Consider the following 21998-nt stretch of genomic DNA (forward strand, 5'->3'; position numbering starts at 1 on the left):
TTATATTCCTTTCCTAGAACGAAGTAATTGTTCCATCATGTCATTTCCTGTATCTTCAAATACTTCAGTACAGTTTTGTTTTACAATGTCGTAAATCTCATACCACAATAGATTGGCTTGTTTTTGAAATTGAACTGACATTTGAACAAACGGAGAGGTAACTACTCCGCCAGTTGTTGGATGTTTGCCAAGTAATCCATAGGTACTAATGGCTTCTTCACATTGAATGTATCTAGCAAAAGCCTGTGCATAAGATTCAATGAGTCTTTTGTTGACCAACTTTTCGCAATGTCTCTCTTTTAACCACAACCAAATCTCTTTATATATGGCATCTGCACCTAGAGGCATTCCGTTTTTTTGTTTGGTAGATAGGTAATCACTCGGCTTTGGTATGACACTTCCTTCGAGAACAACACCTTCTGGTAGATCGACTGCTTCTAATTCAGATATATCTAAATCAGGTATGTCATTGTTCATAATCTTGACAGATTTTCCTTGTTGTATTTTTTCATTAACTGCCTGTGGTTTTGGCCCTGTGTTCCTACGTCTGCCACCACGATTTGTTCCATCTTTTGCCATGCTTACCTTCCTTTCTGATTTATTTTTTATATCCCCCTTTGAATAGGAGTTTTTGCGCGTGTCGGGAGGCGCCCGTTATCCTTTGGGATCTAGTTTAGAGATTGTTATCCCCCTACCCCTATTTCTTTTTGTTCCAACGACTACCATCTTTGGCGTGAATTCTTGCATGACAGCTTTGACAAAGAGAAATGAGATTATCTTCATCATGTGTGCCACCTTCTGATAAAGGAACTTTATGATGCACTTCTTCAACGAGTTTCATCCTACCTTCCTTAAAACACAGTTCGCAATAAGGATGAGTTCTTACATACTTTGCACGGACTTTACGCCACTCACTTCCATATCTTTTTCTCACGATTGGGTTTCTATCATACTGTTCGTATCGTTTGTTTTCTCTTTTTTGATGTTCCTCACAAAATCGTCCATCGGTTAATTTTGGACACATGGGATAGGAACATGCTCGTTTAGGTTTAGTTGGCATAACTTCCTCCAATAAAAAAGCCCTGACGGATTTCTCCACCAGAGCATTGTTTTAATTATACTTTTTCACAATTATAGTCTATCATAGCGTCCTTACTGAATACTAGTGAACTCGACTGCACTTAACTGAACTCAACTGAACAATTGATCCAAATCTTTTAGTGCTAGTCCATGTAGCTTATATATCCATCGTTCTGAATAATACATACTTGCTGCAATCTGTCCCCACGACTTCTTTTCAAAGTATCTTTTTATCAGTAATATCTGATACTCTTTCTCAAGCATTGATATTGCATCCATCCCTTTTGCTTTTTGACTGGCAAGTTCAAATTTTAGTTCTTTTATCTCATCTTCAATTTCTAATGCTTTGGTTAATGCTTTTGCCATGGGTTCTAGTTCTCTACTTGCCTTTTTAGGCATATCAGAATATATGGGTGAACTTAAACCTTCTGCAAGTGTTCTATAGGTTTGTGCCATATAGCTTTTTGATTCGATTTGGTTTTCTAATTGTTTTAAGTATCTAAAAAATTCTTTTGATGTCATCTCTTACCTCCAAGATTTCTGAGGTAAGTTCTCTCTAGAACCTCTACTCAAGATTTGCTTTAACTGCTTCCATTAAAGCCGATTGTATTTTATCTTTTTTCTTTAGTGCCTTCATCACATCAAAGTCAATCGTTCCTTTGGTTAAGATGTGATGGATCACCACAGTATCTTTTTGTCCTTGTCTATGAAGTCTGGCATTGGTTTGTTGATAGAGTTCTAAACTCCAAGTCAGCGAGTACCAAATCAGTGTCGAGCCACCTTGTTGTAAATTCAGTCCATGACCTGCACTTGCTGGATGAATGAGTGCAACGGGTATATCTCCTTTATTCCAATGATCTATATCTTCACTTGTTTTGATTTCTCGAACATTAAATCTTTTCATGATTCTATCTCTATCACTTTGAAACCAATAGGCTACAAGGACTGGTTTACCATTGGCACCTTCAATTAAATCTTCAAGTGCATCTAATTTCTTATCATGAATAGTATGGGCGTTTTTGTTTTCATCATAGACTGTTCCATTTGCCATTTGAAGAAGTTTATTTGAAAGACTTGCTGCATTAATCGCATCAATTTCTGTATCCTTGATGGATACAATCATCTCTTCTTTTAATGTGTCGTAGACTTTCTTTTCTTTCTTATCAAGTTTTACTTCCACTTCATTCATGATACATTCAGGAAGCTTTAGGTAGTCTTTTGCTTTCATAGATATCGTAATATCTTCAATTTTCTTATATATTCTCTCTTCAGCATTTGCTTGCGGTTTATAGGAATACACGATCATTCCATTTCGCTTATCTGGTACAAAGTAGGTGTTCCTGTAATGACTAATATATCGACCAAGCCTTTCTCCAAAGTCTAGTATTCTAAACTGAGCCCATAAATCCATTAAGCCATTACTACTTGGTGTTCCAGTAAGTCCAACAATGCGTTTTATCTTTGGTCTGACTTTAAGTAAACTTTTAACCCTCTTACTTTGATAAGACTTAAAAGAACTAAGCTCATCAATCACAACCATATCAAAATTAAATGGGCATCCACTTTTATTAATTAGCCAGTCAACATTTTCTCGGTTAATGATATAGATATCAGCTTTTATCTTTAATGCTGTTAGTCTTTCTTTCTCTGTTCCAATTACCACAGAATACTTTAAGTCTTTGAGATGACTCCATTTTTTAATTTCTGATGGCCAAGTTTCAGACGCTACTCTAAGAGGTCCAATGATTAGTGCTTTACTTACATCAAAGTAATCAAACATTAAATCGTTGATTGCTGATAAGGTAATGACTGTTTTGCCCTCAGCCCAAGCCCATATCCAAAAATAATGCTGACATTTCATTCTTTACGATGTGATTGATTGAATGTGCTTGATAGTTATGTGGATTGAACTTCATTCGGCGACACCTCCTTCCCTTATTTTTCTTGTCATGCTGTTAACCTCTCTACCAATTCATCAATGCGTGTGATGTCATCAATAACATAGACATCAAAGCCTAGCGATTCAAACTGCTTTTTACGTTTCATCTGTAACGGTCTTAACTTTTTACCAGGAGCCTTAACTTCTACAAAGCAAAACTTCCCGAATGGCATCAAAATGATTCTATCTGGAACACCATTCATGCTTAAACAATTAAACTTTAAACATAAGCCATTTTTAGCTTTTACGCTTTTGACTAACTGTCTTTCAATTTCTTTTTCTAACATAGTAATCTCCTAACCTATGACAGGCTATGATACCTATTTACCTATATAATATATATACTTTATTTTTTCTATTCCTATATAAGGTTATGTAATAGACTATCATATACCGTCATATTTCTATTTATGACAATCAATTATAGTATTTTTTTTGATTCCAACTTAAAATACAAACATTCAAAACCTACTGAAATGAGCGTCATACACCATCATTCAAATTCCGATTTCAATTTAAGTCCATACACAAAAGAACCCTTCATATTCTTCTTACGCTTAAAATCTGCATTTTCAAGTGCAGAATAAAAGTCTGCAGTACCACGAGTAAACTCACCATTTCGTAAACAAAATGCTCGGTACTCACTATATAGCTCACCACTCTTTTCTGTGGCTGAAACATCCACCTCACAGCACTCTTCAATGAAGTGATTAAGCCAGTCATTATTTTCCTTATAAACTTTAATGGCATCTTCCACCACTTGTGGTTTTTGAATTTTAAAGTTAGATTTGATGACTGATTTCGCCCCTTCAATGATCCAACTTAAAATCGCACCACCACATTCTTCATATAAGTAATCGGCATAATTTTTAATACCGCTCGACCCTTCAATCTTGGCATTAAACGGTATAACGATTAACCTTCTCCAAGTTCCTTTATCTAGTGCTCCAACTCTCGGTAGATGATTGGTATAAAGAACTAATGTATGAGTAGGTACATAACTAAATGGCGATTTGAATTTCTTTTCCGCAAAAATCTCATCCGTTGAACAAAGCTGTTTTACATTAGATGTGTTCATGCGCATTCCTTCTTCAAGCTCTGCAGCAATGAGTAGTCTTTTCCCTTTCGCCTCTGCAAGTTCTGGTTTTACATTTCGTCTACATCCAACGGTCAACATATCAGCAGAGATATTGCCACTATACGTTCCAAGCACTCTAGCAATCACGTTCCAAAAGGTAGACTTCCCGTTCCTGCCTTCTCCATAAGCAATAATGAGTGCTTCAACATAAACTTTACCTACACTAGCTAGTCCGACAATCTGTTTAACATAATCTATTAGCTCTTGGTTATTCCTAAAAAATGTATTTAGCGCGTCCTTCCAAATATCCATCCCTTTATTGCTTGGTGCTACACTTGTTTGTTTTGTAATAAAATCTAGATAGTTATGATCCTGTAAATCTCCATTTGTTAAATTTATCGTTCCAGTTGGAGTATTAAGCAAAAACTCATTTCTGTCTAGCATGACAGGTTCAATTTGAACAAGTGGTCGTACTTCTTTAAGCGTAGACCAAATATACTTACTATCTCTTCTTTTAATCGCATACTTTTGATAAGTCAGTGCGTTCTTATACTTTTCGAACACTCTTTTTTGCTTATCATTAAATTGGTCCACAGCTTTTTTCTCACCAAGTGATAAGATAAGTGTCATCGCACCTAAACTATTTAATTCTTTCATGCATTTTTGAATTTCAACTTCAGCTTCTTCTAGTTGTTTTTCTGTTAACTCTTGAGATAAGGCTTGTGCATTAGGTAAAGACTCCTCCCAAAAACTGCCGTTATAAACTAAATATTCTGTTGCTGGAGAGTATTTTATTCTGTCAGCATATTCTTTAGAAAGTACATACGCTTGCCCCACATCAGAAAAATCATTAGGCATTAGCTTTAATTCTTGATTGTATAATTCAGGGTCAATATATCCAGCTTGCTTTGATACTTTACTTCCAAACTTACACGCACTAAGCCATATTGTTTTAAGTTCACTATCACTAAGCGGCGGACTGCACTTTTCTGACTCTTTCATAAATAGTTCAAAACATTCATCGGTATTGCCATATCGCTTTATAAGTTTCCCAGCAATATGGCTCATCGTTGCATTTCTTGAACCAGATTGTATAGTAGCCGATTCTTCATCTAATTGCGCAAACAGATCAGGCTCATCTGAGCTGATAACATCTTCAATATCTACACTACCTTCAAACCACATCATCTCACTAACAGCATGACCAAAGATAAACCTTGCAGCATCCAGTGCATTGCCATCTAAAAAAGGAAATCGCTCATAGACTTTTTGCTTGAAAGCCTCACACTCATTAGCAGAGTGAAAAATGCGATGAGGAAGATATAAATGATGTCTTGGTCTGGCAGATTTACCGTTTTTTACTTTGCCATCATTACGACTAGGCACTACTGCAAAACTTGCCCCTTCTAATAAGAACTCATAATCTTCAGGATAGATCCAGTCTGAGGGATCATCACTATGGTCATTATCACAATCAAACACATCACAGTTGCACTCTAAAAAGTTATCTTTGTTTCGATAATTATTTTTAAAGCTCGCACAGACATGGTCAAAACTGACCACGTCCATGAGCTCTTTTTCGTTTGTGATAGTGTGTTTATTCGGATAGATACAATTTTTAGCATTGCCCTTACTGTTTGAGTTATACATTGTTAGCTGCACGTTGTTTCCTCCTTACACTCTGTTGTAAAGTATCTAATCGGTTGACGTCTTCTTTTAGATATTTCTAATTCTTGGTGCATCCCATCTGTTATCGTATCTCCAAACACCCAGACTTCTTGACATTTCCCTAGAAAAATCTTATCCATAGATAATGCAGACTGCCTGTCTGCTAAACTTCCGTCATCTAAAAATGGAAATAGTAGATGTGGTGTAAGTGGTATTGCACCATTCTCATAAGCAAACTTCGCATACTTAACTGCTTGTTTGGTATTAAAGGTCGTATCACCACTAAATGGAGCACAGATATAAACTATCGGTTTGAACTGATGTTGTTTTTCACTAATGATTTTTTTAATGGATTTACTCATCGAAAGCCTCCTGTTCCATAAGCGGTAAGATATTATTTGACTTTAGTAACTGATAAATAAACAATCGTCCTTTTTGTGTCCAATAGGTATGAACCTTTGCACCTTGACTGCCATCATGATGAGTAAATGAATGTGTTTTTGTGTTGGTATAACCAAGTGCTGCATATTTTTGATAAAGTAGCCACGTATCACCTTGCTTGAACTGAACACCTAGATCATGCAGTTTGGCATTCATCCACTGTGCTGATTTGCCATAATCTTTGGCAAGGGTACGCATGGGAATCGCATTATTACTACTTAAAATGACATCATAATATGAAGCCTTTGGTTTCATCTCAACAATCTGTTGATTTTGAATGGCAATAGTCTTAGTCAGAGTCTTGTTTCTTTCCCTTTCTTCTTTTAATGCCGTAAATGCTGCAATGGCAATGTCTGGATTATCGAGTAGATAATCAGTCGCATACATACCTGTTTTACGAATAGAAGGTAATACTTCTGTTGTAACCCACCTTTTAAATGCTTTAGCTTTTGGCATGTGGCTAGAAAGAATTAAACTGTACAGTCCTGATTCGTTGATAACTGTTAATTCTTGTACTCCGCCAAGGGTGTCACATTTCGTTACCCCCTTGTCCTCTTCATCAACATGGTCTAATAAGGCTTTTCTAGTATTCGAGTATCCTAGAATCTCTGCTACATCTTTTCCAATAAACATTGGATTTCCTTTAACCATAATGGTCCTTACCTTGCCAAACTCATCGTTTGAAAAAATTTGAATTTTCGTCATCCTAATGACCTCCTATAAATTTCTAGAGGAGTTATCCTCTACTAGGTAGCCACGAGAGACATCAAAATCGGACGTTTCTAAAATTATTTTTTCTAATTTTTTTCGAACCCTTACTAATTTATGAGAGAGATTGTTTTCTACTTTTGCGATTAGCTTCTTGTATTCTTTCTCGCTCATCCCTTCTGGTCTTGGATTTTGAAGTATCGCAATTTCTCTAAGCGTGTATCCTTCAAAAACAACCTTAGTAAACAAATCAACAAGCTCTTGTTTATTAATGTGCTTAGTTAGAAACCTATAGCAATTTTCCAATTCTTCTTGATGACTTCTCTCAATCTCGTCTTTATAAAAGATAGTGCTATCTTCAACTTCAGTTATTAACGGTTCTTTGAAGTGACCAAAATAATCGTCTCCATCTTCAGATACTTTTTTGGAATAACCTACATGACGATTGTGTCTGTGCCAGTTGTTGTAATCTGGTTTATTGTATTTTTCGTTAATTGCTTCTTGAATTCGTTCTTGCAGTTCTTCTTCTGATTCATCTTCAATCACATCAATCTTTAGCCACCCTTTTAATTCATCTAATTCCACGTCTAGTTCTACTTTTTTGTTGTTGTCTTGCCATTTAATCTTCATAATTTCTGTTTCAACCTTCCTACTCAAAGGACGAGAAACAAAAAGAACTGTGGTATTTCAACACACCACAGTTTTAGAAGTTGGCATCAAATAGGCGCAACAAAATACGGTCGGTGCATTGAAATTTCAAAATTACCTAGACTACTACTTACTTCATCTATATAGTTGGTAATTTCTAAATTCACTTTTGCATCTCGTCCGTTCTTGTAGGCCTACTTGAACTTTTTATGAGATTTTGTATTTGTTTTTGCGAATATCATATATAGATTCGCAAATATCTTTTTTGACCCAAGATAACTGCTCGTGATATAATTAATTTACGAAATATTTATCAATTGGATCTGTCATCATTATAATAAAGGCCTCTTTTCAAATAGGGACACTTTTGTACATGATGGTACAAGTTGGTACAAAATTTGAAAGGAGGCATATATTTGGATTTTCCTACATTGTTCAAAATCTTAAAAAGACATTTATCAAATGGAGCTACTGTTCCAATATTTTTTAGAGAGCTCATTGAAATGATTACTGAAGAAGATTGTGATTCTTTTTTATCTCGAATTGGAATTGCGAGTGATAAAGCCGATTCAACTCTAATTAGTTATACAAAGCCAAATAGAAGTTTCAGTAAAAAAATGGCAACGCAACTTCTATACAACTTAAATACTGAAAATATGGAACTATCTATTGAGTCTAGAGGATTTGACTGTATTGAATCATTGGCTGATGAAATGTCAGGATATTTTCCTGATATTGACACTGATAATGTCGCAACTAGAGTCCCTCAAATTTTCGCCGATATTATTAGACAAAGAGCAGGAGTATCTCCAGCAGATGCGATTCAGAAGAATAATCTTCGTTCACAGTCATCAGCTCTTAAAAAGAAACATGGGAGATTTTTACTAGTTGAATCAAACAATAGGTGTGCATTCCCATCTTGTGATTCCCTTTTAATAAAAACAAATAATGGATTAGATTATGCGAATTATGAAATTTCAATGATTGATAAATCTAAAGGTACAGATGTATCCAATTTAATTACTTTATGTCCCGATTGTTTTTTGACTTATCAATCAGATAAAAGAAAAAGTATCACCAAACAATTGGCTAATATAAAAAGAATTCTGGCATCTAATAACATTTCTCAACAAACACTATCCGCAATACAACTCGATGAAGGAATAACAGAAGTTCTAATCCGGATGAATAAATTAAAATACGACGACTACGACATTTCGTTTGATCCTAAAGAATTAACCGATAAGATAGCGATTGACCAAAATAGAACTTTATATAACACTGTGAAAAATCAAGTAATTGATAACTATGTGACACTTGATAAAATTCTCGTTAGTTTAGATAAGCGAGGAAAAATTGATTATATTGAAATTCAAAATCAAATGAGGAGTATGTACAAAAAACTCAAAAAATCAAATAAAGATAGTCTTGAAATTTTCAATACTATCTCTGAGAAAATACATCATGCAACATTGCAGGACATATACTTTTGCCAAATGATTGTTTCTTTCTTTATTCAGAAATGTGAGGTGTTAGAGTAATGCAATTACCAAATAAACTATACTCTTATAAAAACAGCACATTGTTTTACCTTCCATTGGTACTAGAGGAAATAAAAAATGGAAACAACCATGTAGTGACGTTATTTAGAGCAATTTCTAAATACCTGAAAGAGCCAACAGACTTTTTATCTATAATGGATTGTTTATATGCTCTAAATGCAATCGAGATGTCTGATTCAGGGGAGGTAAAAATATGCTTATAGAAATGTGGTCTCCTGCCTTTAAAAAAGAAGGTGAAATTAGAGAACCTATTAAATTCCATTTAGGACTTAATGTCGTAATGGGAATGGATAATGCCGATAACTCAATTGGAAAGTCCTCTACTTTGCTAGCGATTGATTTCATTTTTGGTGGCACTAGTTATTTGAAATCTGTTGCTGTCAAAAAGGTCGGGGATCATCCCATTTACTTTTCTTTTAAATTCGATAAAACTTACTATTTTTCAAGAGATACGGAAAACTCAGAAAAAATTATTGAATACAAAAATGGATACGATGTCATTGATAAAACACATACCAAAGACGATTATATGGATTTTTTAAAAGATAAATACGATTTAAACAATAAAGGTTTATCTTTTAGACTTGGGGTTAGTGGATTTTTTAGAATTGCTGGTAAATCCAATCAAGATCTAGACTATCCATTAAAGGTTTATAGCAGTCAATCATCAGAGGGGGCTCTGACAACACTAATTCAACTTTTTGATTATTATGACGATATTGAAATCTATCGCGAAAAATTAACAGAAAGCAAAAACAAATTAAAGGCATTTAAAGAAGCTAGAAAATATAACTTCATATCAAATCTAATTGGTGGTCAAAAACAATTTGAATTAAACGCAGCAAGAATAAAAGAGCTTGAATATCAGCTATCACAATTACAAGAGGATGAAGAAAATCTAAGAATAAATTCTCAAGATTTAGAAAACAGTAAGCAAAAGATTAAGTTAAAAAATCAAAAGTTAGAACTTGAAAAACTCATGCTAGACAAACAACGAAGATTAAAGTTACTTGATATTAGTTTAGAGTATGGTCTCTACCCTACTGAAGCCGATGTTTCTTCCTTACAGGAATTTTTCCCTAGTGTAGAAGTTAAAAAAATTTTCGAGATTGAGAAGTACCATAAAAAGTTAGCAAAAATTTTGGACTCAGAATTCAGTAATGAAAAAGAACAGCTTACACACGAGTTGAAACAAATTGAAGATGTCTTACAGAACACAAATATACAACTTAGTGAAATTGGAGCTTCGACACATTTATCAGCTGATTTCTTAGATAAATACACAGAATTAACATCTACTATTAATGCCTTGAAAGAACAAAACAAAGCCTATCTTGATGAAAACAAATTAAATAAAATCAAACTGGATGCTGACAAAGACTTGAAGCGTAGTATTGAAGAAATATTGGTAGAACTTCAAAGTATAATAAACGCTAAAATGCGTGAATTCAATGATGTACTCTACCCTGATGTTCGTAAGTCACCTCAAATTACATTAAAAGCATACAACAGCTATTCGTTCCATACACCAGATGACGATGGAACTGGTACAAAATTTAAGGGTGTACTTGTGCTTGATTTAGCAATACTATACTTAACAAATTTACCAATGTTAGCGCATGACTCATTGTTATTTAAAAATATAAGTGATCAAGCAATAGCTGGACTAGTAAAACTATACACACAAACAGCTAAACTTGGTAAACAAGTATTTATTGCAATTGATAAGACCGCATCTTATGGATCAGAAACTGAAAAAGTATTAAAAGATAATACTGTATTACGACTATCAGATAATGGTAATGAATTATTCGGTATTTCTTGGAGTAAGGGAGCGAATGAAAATGAATCTTAAAATAAGCTACAACAAATTATGGAAACGACTCATTGATATAGGTTGGTCTAAAACTAAATTGAGAGAAGAATCTGGTATCAGTTCTTCCTCTCTTGCTAAATTAGGAAAAGGTGAAAATGTCACAACAGATGTGCTGTTGAAGATTTGTAGTGTTTTAGACTGCGGTATTGAAGATATTATGGAAACTGTTAAGGGGGATTAACATGTCAAAAAAATCTGATAAATTTGAAAATGATTTAGTGGAAATGGTTAATAATCATATAGGTGAAAGTTTACCAAATGATTTACCTGAATGGATGATTAAAGAAGGGATTGTTCCCTCCTCTGAAATAATCTCATGTAGGGGAATCGGTAGTGTAAATAGAAGTAATAAAACAGACGTAATTATTGAATTGTCTAAAGGAGAACCAATAAAAATATCTGCAAAGTTGACTAATGCAGACTATTTCGGAAATTGGTATGGTCACGTTAGATTTCTAGAAGAATTTGGTACAGAAGCTTTTGAAAGAATGACTTTAGAAGCTACTAAATGGGCAAATCAATGGGCAGAAACTGCTATTGCCCCTTACGTTGGTGTAAGTATTTGCTTTGGAAGAAGAACTGGAAATACCGCACAGGATTTTACCGATATCTTTACTGCTAAGGATATCCTAACCGTTGCAAGAGGGTTTGGTAAAGGAGAGCATGTTGCAAATTGTATGATAATAGATAACACTGTGCCTAATAGTATTTTAAATCTTATTAATAATTTAGAAGAAATAACTGTTGAAACAGTTATTGAAGCTACAGAGTCATTCAAAGTTGCATATAGACCTATAAATCCAATGACAGAAGGCACTAACCGCGGAAAAAATGTTTATACAAAGTTTCAACCATATGAGTCTTTAGAGCAACCAACAGTAATTGAAAATCCTAGGGAACTTTTTGCTCTAGGTGAATTTGTTACCGTAGAACCCACTAGACTTAACCATAATCATATACTCGATACCTTAGAAGATCAATACAACATTATTGTCCCAAGAAAATTATAAAAAGCAAAAACCAGCAACTATAGTATTTGCTGGTTTTTATTTTTAAAGTACTGATTTAATTGCTAATGCTATTTCATATGCTAAGTTCACAGGTACTGCATTACCAATCATTTTATATCCAGTATCTACACTATCATAGATAAACTTAAAATCATCAGGAAATCCTTGAACTCTAGCTACCTCTCTTACTGTTAATCTCCTATAGAGATGCTCTTTTCCTTCTACAAATCTACAATCATTTTTTTCAAACTTTATCATCTTTGGAGCCTGAGGATGAAGTTGACACTGTCTCCCTGACGCCTGTACAGTATACCCTTGTTCATCCCACGAACGAACTCTATTTCTACTCATGAAAATTGTTGAAAATGATCCAATGAAATATTCATTATTGTTTATTGCTTCTGGATTACTTTTATTTTTTTCACTCGCAGGTACAGCAGTTTCTTGCAAGTCCCAGATAACGTCTTTTAATGTAATCTTTTTACTATCATCAGAAGTTGATCCCTTAGGAAATTCAAAATTGACTTCTAAATCACTTCTAAATCCTATATAAAAGACTCTCTTTCTATCTTGTGCAACTCCGTAGTCTTTGGCATTAACGAGGGTCATTGTAGTAATATAACCAGCTTCCTCAAACATTTCTAAGATATTCTTAACTGCCTCTGAATGTCTATTCGCTAACATACCACTCACATTTTCCGCTAGAAAAAATTTAGGTTTAATCTCTTTTAATAAACGAATATAATCAAAAAATAACTTTCCTCTATCGTCATCTATTCCCTTTAGAGATCCTGCTTCGGACCAAGATTGACAAGGAGGTCCACCAATAATTCCATCGATATTTCCTTTGAAATGCTCTGCAATATCTTTCTTTGATAGGTTTCTAATATCGCCTTCTATTAATTTGGTATTCGGATGATTCAGTTTAAAGGTTTCCCAAATTGTTTTATCATACTCATTAGCAACTGGAATTTTAAATCCAGCTCTTTCAAATCCCAAATCTAATCCACCACATCCGCTAAATAAGCTCAATACTTGCATTTACAGTACCTCCAGATCTTTCATAGAAATTTTGAATTCAATTTCGTTTTCTTCGCAAAAATGTTTTATCTTTTTTAGCGCATTTAAATTTGGAATTGCTTTATTATTTTCCCATCTATTTACAGTGCAAAATGAAACATTCAATTTTTCAGCGAACTCTTCTTGTGTTAAAAACATCGACTTTCTTATTTGTTTTATTTTTTTCCCTATATCCATGTATTCCACCTGCTTATATAGTTAGTATAGCATAAATATAGCGTTTTATAAAGTATATAATTTTTTCAAGAAAGATTATATAAACCAACCCATCAACTCAATCCCTAAATAACAGATCTGTCAACTCCACACTCTTTTTAAATTCAAACTTTCTCTGCAAATAAAAAATTCCCAAGCGTCATTCTAAATTGAACAACACTTAGAAATCCTTTATTTATCAGCCTATTTACTCTGTCTTACCTAAATTCTAGTCAACAATGCTATACACTCCACATGATGCGTATTCGGAAATAGGTCAACAGGCTGCACCTTAGTCAACTTATAGCCCAATTCCTCAAATAAGGCAATATCACGCGCCATGGTTGCTGGGTTACATGAGATATAGGTCACCTTATCAGCCCCAGTTTCAGCTGCGGAACGGATAAAGCTTTCGGTCAAACCTTTACGCGGTGGGTCCACCATGATAACTGTTGGTTTGATGCCGTCTTTGACCCATTGTGCCATAGCATTTTCAGCGCTATCGGCGACATAGGTGCTGTTGATAATACCGTTTCGCTCAGCATTTTTCTTGGCATCTATGACAGCTTTTTCAATGACTTCAACGCCATAGACGTGCTTAACCTGCTTAGCCACAGACAGGCCGATAGTCCCAATCCCAGAGTAGGCATCAATCACTACATCATCAGCCGTCAATTCTGAAAAATCAATAGCTGTTTGATAGAGTTTTTCAGCCATGTCAGTATTGACTTGGTAGAAAGATTGGGCTGAAATCTCGTAAGTATTACCAAGCATTTGGTCCTCAATCACATCCTTGCCGTAAAGGGTGTGGAACTCTGGCCCCAAAATGGCATTGGTGTTCTTATCATTGATGTTCTGAATAACAGAAACCACTGCTGGAAAGGCTTCGACGATTTTGGCAATCATTTGCTCGACGCGGAAAATCTTAGGACGTGTGGTCACGAGGACAAGCATCATTTGACCCGTATAGTGCCCGCGACGGACAACAAAATTACGGATAAGACCTGATTGCTCTTTTTCATCATAAGGTTTGATATCAAAGCGGCAAAATAAATCACGCGTGAAATTGATCAGCGCATCAATGTCTTTTTCTTGAATCAAGAAATCATCAATAGGCATGAGGTCATGCGAATTCTTACGGAAGAAACCTGTTTCCAACTGACCATTAACACGACGAACAGGAACTTGCGCCTTGTTACGGTAGGCAAATGGGTGCTCCATTCCAAGCGTTGGTAAGACCTCCACATCTGAAATGTGGGCTGTCTTATACAAATTATCTGCCACTTGTTTTTGTTTGAACTTGAGTTGCTCTTCATAAGCAAGATGTCCCAAATCCGCAATCCCCGTACGCAAATACGCCGCATCCAAACTATCATTGCGGTAAGGAGAAGTTTCGATGTATTCTTCAACCTTACCGTAACCAATATTCTTACGCAATTTCAGCACGCGCATCTTTATGACTTCATTTGGCAGAGCATTTTCCACAAAGAAAACAAAACCATCTACCTTGGCAATCCCCATGCCTTCATGGCTCAAATCAACAATTTCTACTTCTACAATGTCGTTTTTCTGTAACATATTTCTACTTTCTATATGGGCCAATAGAATAAAAAAAGAAGAGACCCAAGTCCCTTCTAGTATATCATAAATTTAAGAGTGGTGTTGATTAGCGGAAGCCCATCTTGGCAAGCTTTTCCTTGTATTTTTCAAAGTCAATCTTAAGACCTGAACCACCGTAGACATCATACTCGTCTATCCAGTCATTGTTCTCTGGAATTGTCACTTGTTCCACTCCATTTGATCCATCAACAGTAGCACCAAGACCATTTGTCAAAATAAAGCTAAAGGGAACGCTGGTAGAGGTCAATGAATAAACTTTCCCTAGCGCTTCTGATCCTGTAAAGAGTTTGGTTGGATTCTTGACCTGCGTCAAGACAGCACTGAGAACCTGCTGTTGACGGCGAGTCCGACCGTAGTCACCCTCATCATCCTTACGGAAGCGCGCATAATTGAGCAAGGTACGACCATCCATCTGTTGCTTGCCCTCTGTAATGGTCTGGCTTGGTACCACACCATCCTTCATATTCAAATCGTCTGGCACATCTACTGCTGTCACATCTACGCCATCAATAGTTGAAAACTGTGCATCGATGGTAACCCCCTCAGGAAAAATGGTGTCAATGGCTGTCGCAAAGGTTGAAAAGTCAACCAAGGCATAGTGCTTGATGTCAATATCAAAATTCTCTTTCAAGACCTCACGAACATTTTCCGCACCTTGGTGATTGTTCTGCTCACCAAAAGTATAGGCCACATTCAACTTGTAGTCATATCCGTCGATATTAATCAGGGTATCACGCATGAAGCTGACCAATTTCACTTTTTTATCAGAGTTATTGATATTGGCTACCATTACAGAGTCCGTCCGAGTCATATCAGAAGTTTCTCCAACACGGCCATCTGTACCAAGTATCAGGATATTGACTCCGTCTTTTGTATTTTGTCCATGGAAAACTTCAGTCTCTGCGGCTTTAGCATTTGGACTGTCTTGGATTGCCTTCATTCCCTTATAGAACATGAAGGCCATTCCAGCTAAAACTGTTACTAAAATCAGAGCTACCCAAGTAAAGAAGCGCTTGATACGTCCTTTTTTACGTGGCTTTTTTTCTTTCTTAGGAATAAGGGGTTCTGCATCCAGAGGAAGTGGAACTCCCTTGATTGTTTTTTTCTTACTAGCCTTACGAGCACGAGAACGGCTTGGTTTTTCTCGAGGGTATTCTGGTAGATCATCTATCTCGTCTTCCATGTATCTCTCAGATCTATAAGGAGGAAGTTCCGCATCTCCACGACGGATAACTTTTTCAGACTGAAGAGGGGCACTAACTGCCCCATGTTGATCTTTATAAGTTAAAAAGGCTAATTCGCGCTTTTCTTTATCATTCAAAAAATGGATATTCTTTTGCAGATAATCCAATCTGAGCTCCTCATGATGACTGAGGAAACTTTTTTCATTTCTCATCGGTATTCCTTCCTATTTGACAGTGTATACCAAATAGTACCCTAGTATTTTATAAGAAATGCCGAGACTTGTCAATTCTTTCAAGGCATAGTCCACCAGTTGAATCTCTTCGTGAACCGCATCCAAGATAAAATAATACTCTCCCAAAGCTGTTTTTAACGGACGACTTTCTATCTTAGTCAAGTCAATTCCTCGCCAAGCAAAAACAGACATGGCCTTATACAGAGCCCCCGGAAGATTGTCTGGCAGAGTGAGAGCAAGAGAGATTTTATTGACCTGACTTTCCAAGGGAAGACGGACCTGTTCATTTCCCAAAATCCAAAAACGTGTAAAGTTCTCATCCATTTCCTGGATATCCTGGGCAATGACTTCCAAACCATACTCACTTGCCGCTGCTTGAGGGGCAATGGCAGCATAGGGCTGGTCGGGATTATCCGCAACCAGACGGGCTGCATAGGCTGTGCTAGCTGTCATCTCAATCTTCGCCTGTGGATAATGCTCTAAAATATACTGCTTTCCTTGGGCAATAGCTTGAGGATGAGAATAAATCACATCAATTTTCTTCTGAGACGAAGTCGCCATTAGTTGCTGAGCAATGGGCTGAATGACCTCTGCGACCGCATGAATAGGATCTTGATGAAAAAGATAGTCCAACGTTTCATGGACAGAGCCTTCTATAGAATTTTCAACAGGAACCACCGAATAATCCACCTCTCCCTGCTCAAAAGCCTTGATGACTTCCGTAATGGTCTGAAAGGGAACCAATTCATCTTGGGGAAAGGCCTGACTGGCAACGTGGTGGGTAAAGGAACCACGCGGTCCAAGATAAGCTATACGCATCTGATAATCCTTGCTACTTCTTCTGGACTACGATGGTCCGTATTGATAATCAAGTCTGACAATCCTTCATAGAGCATCATCCGACGCTCATAAATCCCGTGGAAGTCTTCTTTTGAGTTATTGAGAAAGAGAGGGCGCTGGAAAATTTTATCATTGGCAATGCGGTCATAGAGCACTTCAAAAGAAGCTGAGAGGAGCACATTGTACTTACGATTTGCACGAAGCAAGTCCCGATTTTTTTCCGAAATAACTACACCGCCACCAGTTGAGATAATGACATCACCTGATGTTTGAAGGAGTTCTTCAAGCGTTTCAGATTCAATCTTACGAAAGGCAGCTTCGCCTTCCTTAGCAAAGAAATCAGTAATAGACATGCCAATCTTTTCTTCAATAATAATGTCCATATCCAGAAATTGGTCGTAATGTTCCTGCAAATAAGAAGCAACTGTTGTCTTACCTGCACCCATAAATCCAAGTAGTAAAATTGCCATAATCTGTCTCCCTTCTAAAGTAAACTATCTAGGTCTGCAAAAAAGCTTGGATAGCTAGTGTTGATAGCTTCAGCCCGGTCCAGATAAACCTCCCCATCTTGGACCAAGAGAGCCGCAATAGCCGTCATCATGCCGATACGGTGGTCGCCGAAGGTATTGACATTGGCACCATGAAGAGCTGTTTTTCCTTCAATAATCATACCGTCATATGTCGGAGTGATATTGGCTCCCATGCTATTTAAAGCATCCGCCACCACCTGAATGCGATCTGTTTCTTTTACTTTGAGCTCTTCTGCGTCACGGATAATAGTTGTGCCATTTGCCTGCGTTGCCAAAAGCGTGATAATAGGCAATTCATCAATCAGTCGTGGAATGAGTTCACCTGCAATTTCTGTACCATGCAGATCAGATATCTCGACCGTCAACGTAGCAGACTTAGCAATCTCATCATGATTACTGATGGTCAATTTTCCACCCATGGCTCTAATCACATCTAAAATACCTGTCCGAGTTTCGTTAATGCCGACATTTTCAAGGACAATACGGCTATTTGGCACAATAAGACCTGCTACTAGCCAGAAAGCTGCACTGGAAATATCCCCAGGAACGACCACTTCTTGTGCTGTGAATTCCTGCTTGCCCTTAATTCGAATTTCCTTGCCGTCCATAGAAATTTCTCCACCAAACTGACGAATCATGTCCTCTGTATGATTGCGAGTCAATTCTTTTTCAAGGATGACGGACTCACCTTCGGCTTGTAAGGCTGCAAAGATTAAGGCAGACTTGACTTGGGCAGAAGCTACTGGTAATTGATAGGAAATAGGTTGCAGATTTTTGTTACCTTTAATGGTCAAAGGCGGCAAATCACGTTCCGTTTGACCTGAAATATCCACACCCATTTTCTTCAAGGGAATGGTCACACGATCCATGGGCCGCTTCGATAAGGAGTCATCCCCGAACATGGTAGCTGAAAAATCTTGTCCTGCCAAAACGCCTGAAATCAAGCGAATAGAGGTCCCTGAATTCCCCATATCAAGAGGTTTTTGTGGTGCCTGAAGACCATCAAAACCAAGACCGTGCACCTCCACAACAGAGCCCCTGTCTTCAATATGCACACCCAACTCACGAAATACCTGCATAGTAGATAAGACATCCTCGCCACGCAAAATATCGTAAACTTTGGTCACTCCTTTAGCCAAACTACCAAACATGATAGACCGATGACTAATAGACTTGTCTCCAGGAACTCGAATAGTCCCTGAAAGGCATTCAACACCTGTTTTTAACTGCATACACACCAACCTCTCCCTTTAAAACTTATCACCATTTTATCATACTTTTCTACTATTTATGTAAATTTTATGAAAAAATACTCAAAAAACCTTGCTTATCATTCTTTGTATTTAGAGTATCTAAAAAAGAAGCTGGAAATGATTCCAACTTCTCCTAGATTAGTTTTTAGCTTGAATATTTTCTGCTGCCAATTTACCTGATGTAAGAGCCCAAGCATTGTTGGCACCTGAAGGTGAGTCTGTCCCCATGACACCACCGACAACTTCACCGGCTGCATAAAGACCGCCGATTGTTTTACCAGAGTTATTTTGGACTTCCAGTTTATCATTGACAACCAGACCACCCATCGTTGTTGCAAAACGTGGTTTTTGCTCAATCAAGTAGTATGGTCCTTTTCCAACTGGTGTTTGCAAGAACTCAATTTGACGACCGAAGTCTTCATCTTTACCGTTTGCGACAAACTCGTTAAAGCGTGATACGGTGTTCGCAAGTGCTTGTGTATCCATACCCGCCAAGTCAGCCAAGGCTTCCAAGTTATCCGCATGGAAGAGGAATGGGGTCTTGCTTCCGTTTGCTTCCAACCAACTGTCAACTTCCTTAGCAGAAATACCACCTTCAGCGATTTCTTTACGGAAAATATCGAATGTTTCTTGGTCCATCAAGAGGTAAAGAAGTTTTGGATCTTGTTCCATAAGGACATCCAAAATTTCGTGGTTACTTGCGCGTTCGTTGATGACACGATGACCGTTGGTGTTGACCAAGATACCGTTGCGACGGAGAATGGCAATGTTACCCCCGATAGTTGATTTGGCAGTACCTGGTGAGACTTCCACACCGTTAGGGTAGATTTTCCCAAGTTCCATCATGCGAGTTGCCGCATCCACTTCTGGCGCTTGCGCCATTTGTACACCTTCACCCATAGATGAACGAGTTCCGTAGAAGAGAACGTCTTTGAGCTCGTCTGACAACATAGCCTTGTTGTTACCATAACCACCTGTTGTAAGGACAACTGCTTTGGCTGAGATACGGTGAGTTGTACCATTTTCCTCAACGGCAACCAAGCCAGTCACGTTTCCTTGGCCGTCTGTCAAGAGTTTTTCAGCCTTGGTTTGAAGAAGAAGGTTGACATTTGAAGCAGCCATTTTTTCACGAACAGAAGCTGCAAAGCCATGTCCACCATGGGCATAAGCCAATTCACGGTTCTTACGGTATTCAGCAAGAACGTGCAAACCACCAGCCATGTCATATTCAACACCGACATAGTCATGTACCCAGTCAGTCGCTGTACCAACATTGTTGGCCAGGAGATTCAAGAGTTCCATAACGTTTTGGTTGTTCCCATTTTTAAGGAAGTCTTCTGCCATTAATTCAGGAGTATCATCTGCAACTCCTTCTTCAATCTGCAAACGAGAACCCGTAACGACTTGGTTACCACCTGAAACGGAAATCGCACCACCGATAAAGCTGAGTTTTTCAACCAAGGTAGCCTTGAGACCCAGTTCGTCCGCACGGAGCGAAGCTGCGATACCAGCCGCACCACCGCCAACGATGACAACGTCTATTTCTTCTTCTAAAACTTCTGTTGAGCGCTCAATAACTGGTTTCTGACGTGCTTTCAAGACATCAACTGCATCTTGTCCACTTGCCAAACGAACTGCGTCAGACACACCATCAATGACCCCTTTACTTGTAGAAGATGCACCTGAAACGGCGTCCACATTCAAGGTTTGGAATTCGATGATTTGTTTTGGCATACGTTCAAATACCAAGTCAGACAGTCCAGCTGATTCGCCTTCACTGTCAATTTCAACAGCTGTAATACGAGATTCGTCAAAGGTTACTACCATTGGCAATTCACTGTTGTGACCGTGAGCTGTGACATGGTATTGACCTGGGTTGAATTCAAGCGGTTTGCTCATGAGTTCTTGCAGGCGTTCTGCTTTTGCTTTTTCAGCCTCAATATCTTTTACAAGACCAAAAGCATCATCCATATAGTGCCACAATGGCGTTGGAACAACCAATTCTTCACGTTCAGATACATCTGCAAATGGACGAACTTCTTGATTGTCACGGATTTTTTCAACCCAGTTTGGCTCAATCAAGAAACCTTGACCAACAGCAATCACATCATAACCAGCTTCCAAGGCACCTTCTGCGTCAGCCGTTTGACGAATATTCCCTACACCGATGATTGGAGTTTCAGCCAATTTACCTGATTTAAGTTCGTTGAATTTGCTGATAAGCATTTCTGGATTATCAGGATTAACAATCGAACCGCGTGTGTAGAGCCCCATTGAGAAGTGGAAATAATCCAAGTCATACTCTGCCAAGGTATTGAGTAAGTACATCGTATCTTCAAAGCGGATACCCGGCTCTTCCAATTCTTCTGGTGAGAAGCGGTAACCAAGGACAAAGTTTTCAGCACCTTCTTCAGCCATGACACGTTTGGCTGCTTTGACAACTTCTATTGCAAATTTAGCACGTTTTTCACGGCTACCACCCCAAGCATCTGTACGACGGTTTGAGTGTGGTGAGAAGAATTGTTGCAAGAGGAAGGTGTTAGCACCGTGGAGTTCGACCCCATCAAAACCAGCCTTGATAGCACGACGAACACCTTCTGCGAAGTTGTCAATCATAGCCAAGACTTCTTGGTGAGTCATTTCTGTCGGAACAGGCGCATTTGGACGAAGGGCTGCTACTGGAGAAGCTGAAACTGGGTTGCGACCTTCATTCATATTTGGAAAGGCCATACGTCCTGCATGGTAGATTTGGATAAAGGCTTTTGAACCTTTTTCTTGAATAGCTTTGGCTACACGTGACAAACCTTCAATCTTGTCATCTGTATCAATACCAACAGCTCCAAAGAAACCACGACCATAGTTTTCAACGAAGGCTGACTCCACAATAACCGCACCAACTTCACCTGAACGATGAGCATAGTATTCAATCAATTCTTCTGTCATGCTACCGTCAAAGTAGGCAGATTGGGTTGTCATTGGAGAGATGACGATACGATTTTTCAAGCTGACGCCTGATTTGAAGTCAATCGTTTCAAAAAGTTCTTTTGTCATGT

At 37.7% G+C, this 21998-nt stretch carries 21 protein-coding genes and 1 pseudogene; 5 read left to right on the forward strand and 17 right to left on the reverse strand.

The window, feature by feature from the left end:
• From ACHUFA_RS04910 to ACHUFA_RS04950, 9 genes and pseudogenes are all read right to left on the reverse strand, one after another.
• Positions 1-579: a P27 family phage terminase small subunit gene (locus ACHUFA_RS04910; protein WP_394405078.1), complete on the reverse strand. Its 579-nt coding sequence runs from the start codon at positions 577-579 to the stop codon at positions 1-3.
• Positions 580-697: 118 nt separating this feature from the next.
• On the reverse strand, positions 698-1060 hold the full coding sequence (locus tag ACHUFA_RS04915; RefSeq protein WP_027972806.1) for an HNH endonuclease: 363 nt from the start codon (positions 1058-1060) through the stop codon (positions 698-700).
• A gap of 131 nt (positions 1061-1191) precedes the next feature.
• Positions 1192-1602: a hypothetical protein gene (locus ACHUFA_RS04920; RefSeq protein ID WP_124748775.1), complete on the reverse strand. Its 411-nt coding sequence runs from the start codon at positions 1600-1602 to the stop codon at positions 1192-1194.
• Positions 1603-1645: 43 nt separating this feature from the next.
• Positions 1646-2996, reverse strand: a pseudogene (locus ACHUFA_RS04925) (SNF2-related protein).
• A 31-nt stretch (positions 2997-3027) separates the two neighbouring features.
• Positions 3028-3306 carry a VRR-NUC domain-containing protein gene (locus ACHUFA_RS04930; RefSeq protein WP_027972804.1) on the reverse strand — a complete coding sequence of 93 codons (279 nt, stop codon included), beginning with the start codon at positions 3304-3306 and terminating at the stop codon, positions 3028-3030.
• A 206-nt stretch (positions 3307-3512) separates the two neighbouring features.
• The gene (locus ACHUFA_RS04935; RefSeq protein ID WP_394405079.1) at positions 3513-5759 is read right to left on the reverse strand and encodes a phage/plasmid primase, P4 family; all 2247 of its coding nucleotides are present in this window, start codon (positions 5757-5759) and stop codon (positions 3513-3515) included.
• Complete coding sequence (locus ACHUFA_RS04940) at positions 5750-6127, reverse strand: DUF7768 domain-containing protein (RefSeq protein ID WP_027972802.1); 378 nt, start codon at positions 6125-6127, stop codon at positions 5750-5752. The genes ACHUFA_RS04935 and ACHUFA_RS04940 overlap by 10 nt, the downstream gene beginning before the upstream one ends.
• Positions 6120-6911 (reverse strand): phage antirepressor, encoded by a 792-nt coding sequence (locus tag ACHUFA_RS04945; protein WP_124748776.1) that lies wholly within the window; start codon positions 6909-6911, stop codon positions 6120-6122. Before ACHUFA_RS04945 ends, ACHUFA_RS04940 begins: the two co-directional genes overlap by 8 nt.
• 12 nt (positions 6912-6923) lie before the next feature.
• Entirely contained in the window at positions 6924-7544 is a 621-nt protein-coding gene (locus tag ACHUFA_RS04950) for a hypothetical protein (RefSeq protein WP_027972800.1), read from the reverse strand.
• A gap of 434 nt (positions 7545-7978) precedes the next feature.
• Here ACHUFA_RS04950 and ACHUFA_RS04955 point away from each other — a divergent pair, with 434 nt between their 5' ends.
• Genes ACHUFA_RS04955 through ACHUFA_RS04975 form a run of 5 tightly spaced genes read left to right on the forward strand, consistent with a single transcriptional unit; the run spans position 7979 to position 12010 of the window.
• Positions 7979-9103 (forward strand): ABC-three component system protein, encoded by a 1125-nt coding sequence (locus ACHUFA_RS04955; RefSeq protein WP_027972799.1) that lies wholly within the window; start codon positions 7979-7981, stop codon positions 9101-9103.
• Positions 9103-9327, forward strand: a complete 225-nt coding sequence (locus ACHUFA_RS04960; protein WP_027972798.1) for an ABC-three component system middle component 7 — start codon at positions 9103-9105, stop codon at positions 9325-9327. Before ACHUFA_RS04955 ends, ACHUFA_RS04960 begins: the two co-directional genes overlap by 1 nt.
• Entirely contained in the window at positions 9318-10979 is a 1662-nt protein-coding gene (locus ACHUFA_RS04965; protein ID WP_027972797.1) for a DUF2326 domain-containing protein, read from the forward strand. Before ACHUFA_RS04960 ends, ACHUFA_RS04965 begins: the two co-directional genes overlap by 10 nt.
• The gene (locus ACHUFA_RS04970) at positions 10969-11181 is read left to right on the forward strand and encodes a helix-turn-helix domain-containing protein (RefSeq protein ID WP_027972796.1); all 213 of its coding nucleotides are present in this window, start codon (positions 10969-10971) and stop codon (positions 11179-11181) included. The genes ACHUFA_RS04965 and ACHUFA_RS04970 overlap by 11 nt, the downstream gene beginning before the upstream one ends.
• Before the next feature lies 1 nt (position 11182).
• Complete coding sequence (locus ACHUFA_RS04975) at positions 11183-12010, forward strand: hypothetical protein (protein ID WP_027972795.1); 828 nt, start codon at positions 11183-11185, stop codon at positions 12008-12010.
• A 42-nt stretch (positions 12011-12052) separates the two neighbouring features.
• On the opposite strand, the gene ACHUFA_RS04980 is transcribed toward ACHUFA_RS04975, so the two are convergent.
• The 8 genes from ACHUFA_RS04980 to ACHUFA_RS05015 form a co-directional block, all read right to left on the reverse strand.
• The gene (locus ACHUFA_RS04980) at positions 12053-13051 is read right to left on the reverse strand and encodes a DNA cytosine methyltransferase (RefSeq protein WP_027972794.1); all 999 of its coding nucleotides are present in this window, start codon (positions 13049-13051) and stop codon (positions 12053-12055) included.
• On the reverse strand, positions 13052-13267 hold the full coding sequence (locus tag ACHUFA_RS04985) for a helix-turn-helix domain-containing protein (protein WP_027972793.1): 216 nt from the start codon (positions 13265-13267) through the stop codon (positions 13052-13054).
• Between the two features lie 240 nt (positions 13268-13507).
• On the reverse strand, positions 13508-14863 hold the full coding sequence (gene rlmD / locus ACHUFA_RS04990; protein WP_394405080.1) for a 23S rRNA (uracil(1939)-C(5))-methyltransferase RlmD: 1356 nt from the start codon (positions 14861-14863) through the stop codon (positions 13508-13510).
• An 88-nt stretch (positions 14864-14951) separates the two neighbouring features.
• The gene (locus ACHUFA_RS04995) at positions 14952-16301 is read right to left on the reverse strand and encodes an LCP family protein (RefSeq protein ID WP_394405081.1); all 1350 of its coding nucleotides are present in this window, start codon (positions 16299-16301) and stop codon (positions 14952-14954) included.
• A 12-nt stretch (positions 16302-16313) separates the two neighbouring features.
• Positions 16314-17141, reverse strand: a complete 828-nt coding sequence (pheA, locus tag ACHUFA_RS05000; protein ID WP_394405082.1) for a prephenate dehydratase — start codon at positions 17139-17141, stop codon at positions 16314-16316.
• Positions 17132-17632, reverse strand: a complete 501-nt coding sequence (locus ACHUFA_RS05005) for a shikimate kinase (protein WP_394405083.1) — start codon at positions 17630-17632, stop codon at positions 17132-17134. Before ACHUFA_RS05005 ends, pheA begins: the two co-directional genes overlap by 10 nt.
• Before the next feature lie 14 nt (positions 17633-17646).
• Positions 17647-18924, reverse strand: coding sequence for a 3-phosphoshikimate 1-carboxyvinyltransferase (aroA, locus tag ACHUFA_RS05010; RefSeq protein ID WP_394405084.1), 1278 nt, complete (start codon positions 18922-18924; stop codon positions 17647-17649).
• Positions 18925-19083: 159 nt separating this feature from the next.
• Positions 19084-21996 (reverse strand): oxidoreductase, encoded by a 2913-nt coding sequence (locus ACHUFA_RS05015; protein ID WP_394405085.1) that lies wholly within the window; start codon positions 21994-21996, stop codon positions 19084-19086.
• Positions 21997-21998: the final 2 nt, after the last annotated feature.

Origin of the sequence: Streptococcus hepaticus (assembly GCF_043656315.1) — a bacterium.
GTDB lineage: Bacteria > Bacillota > Bacilli > Lactobacillales > Streptococcaceae > Streptococcus > Streptococcus hepaticus.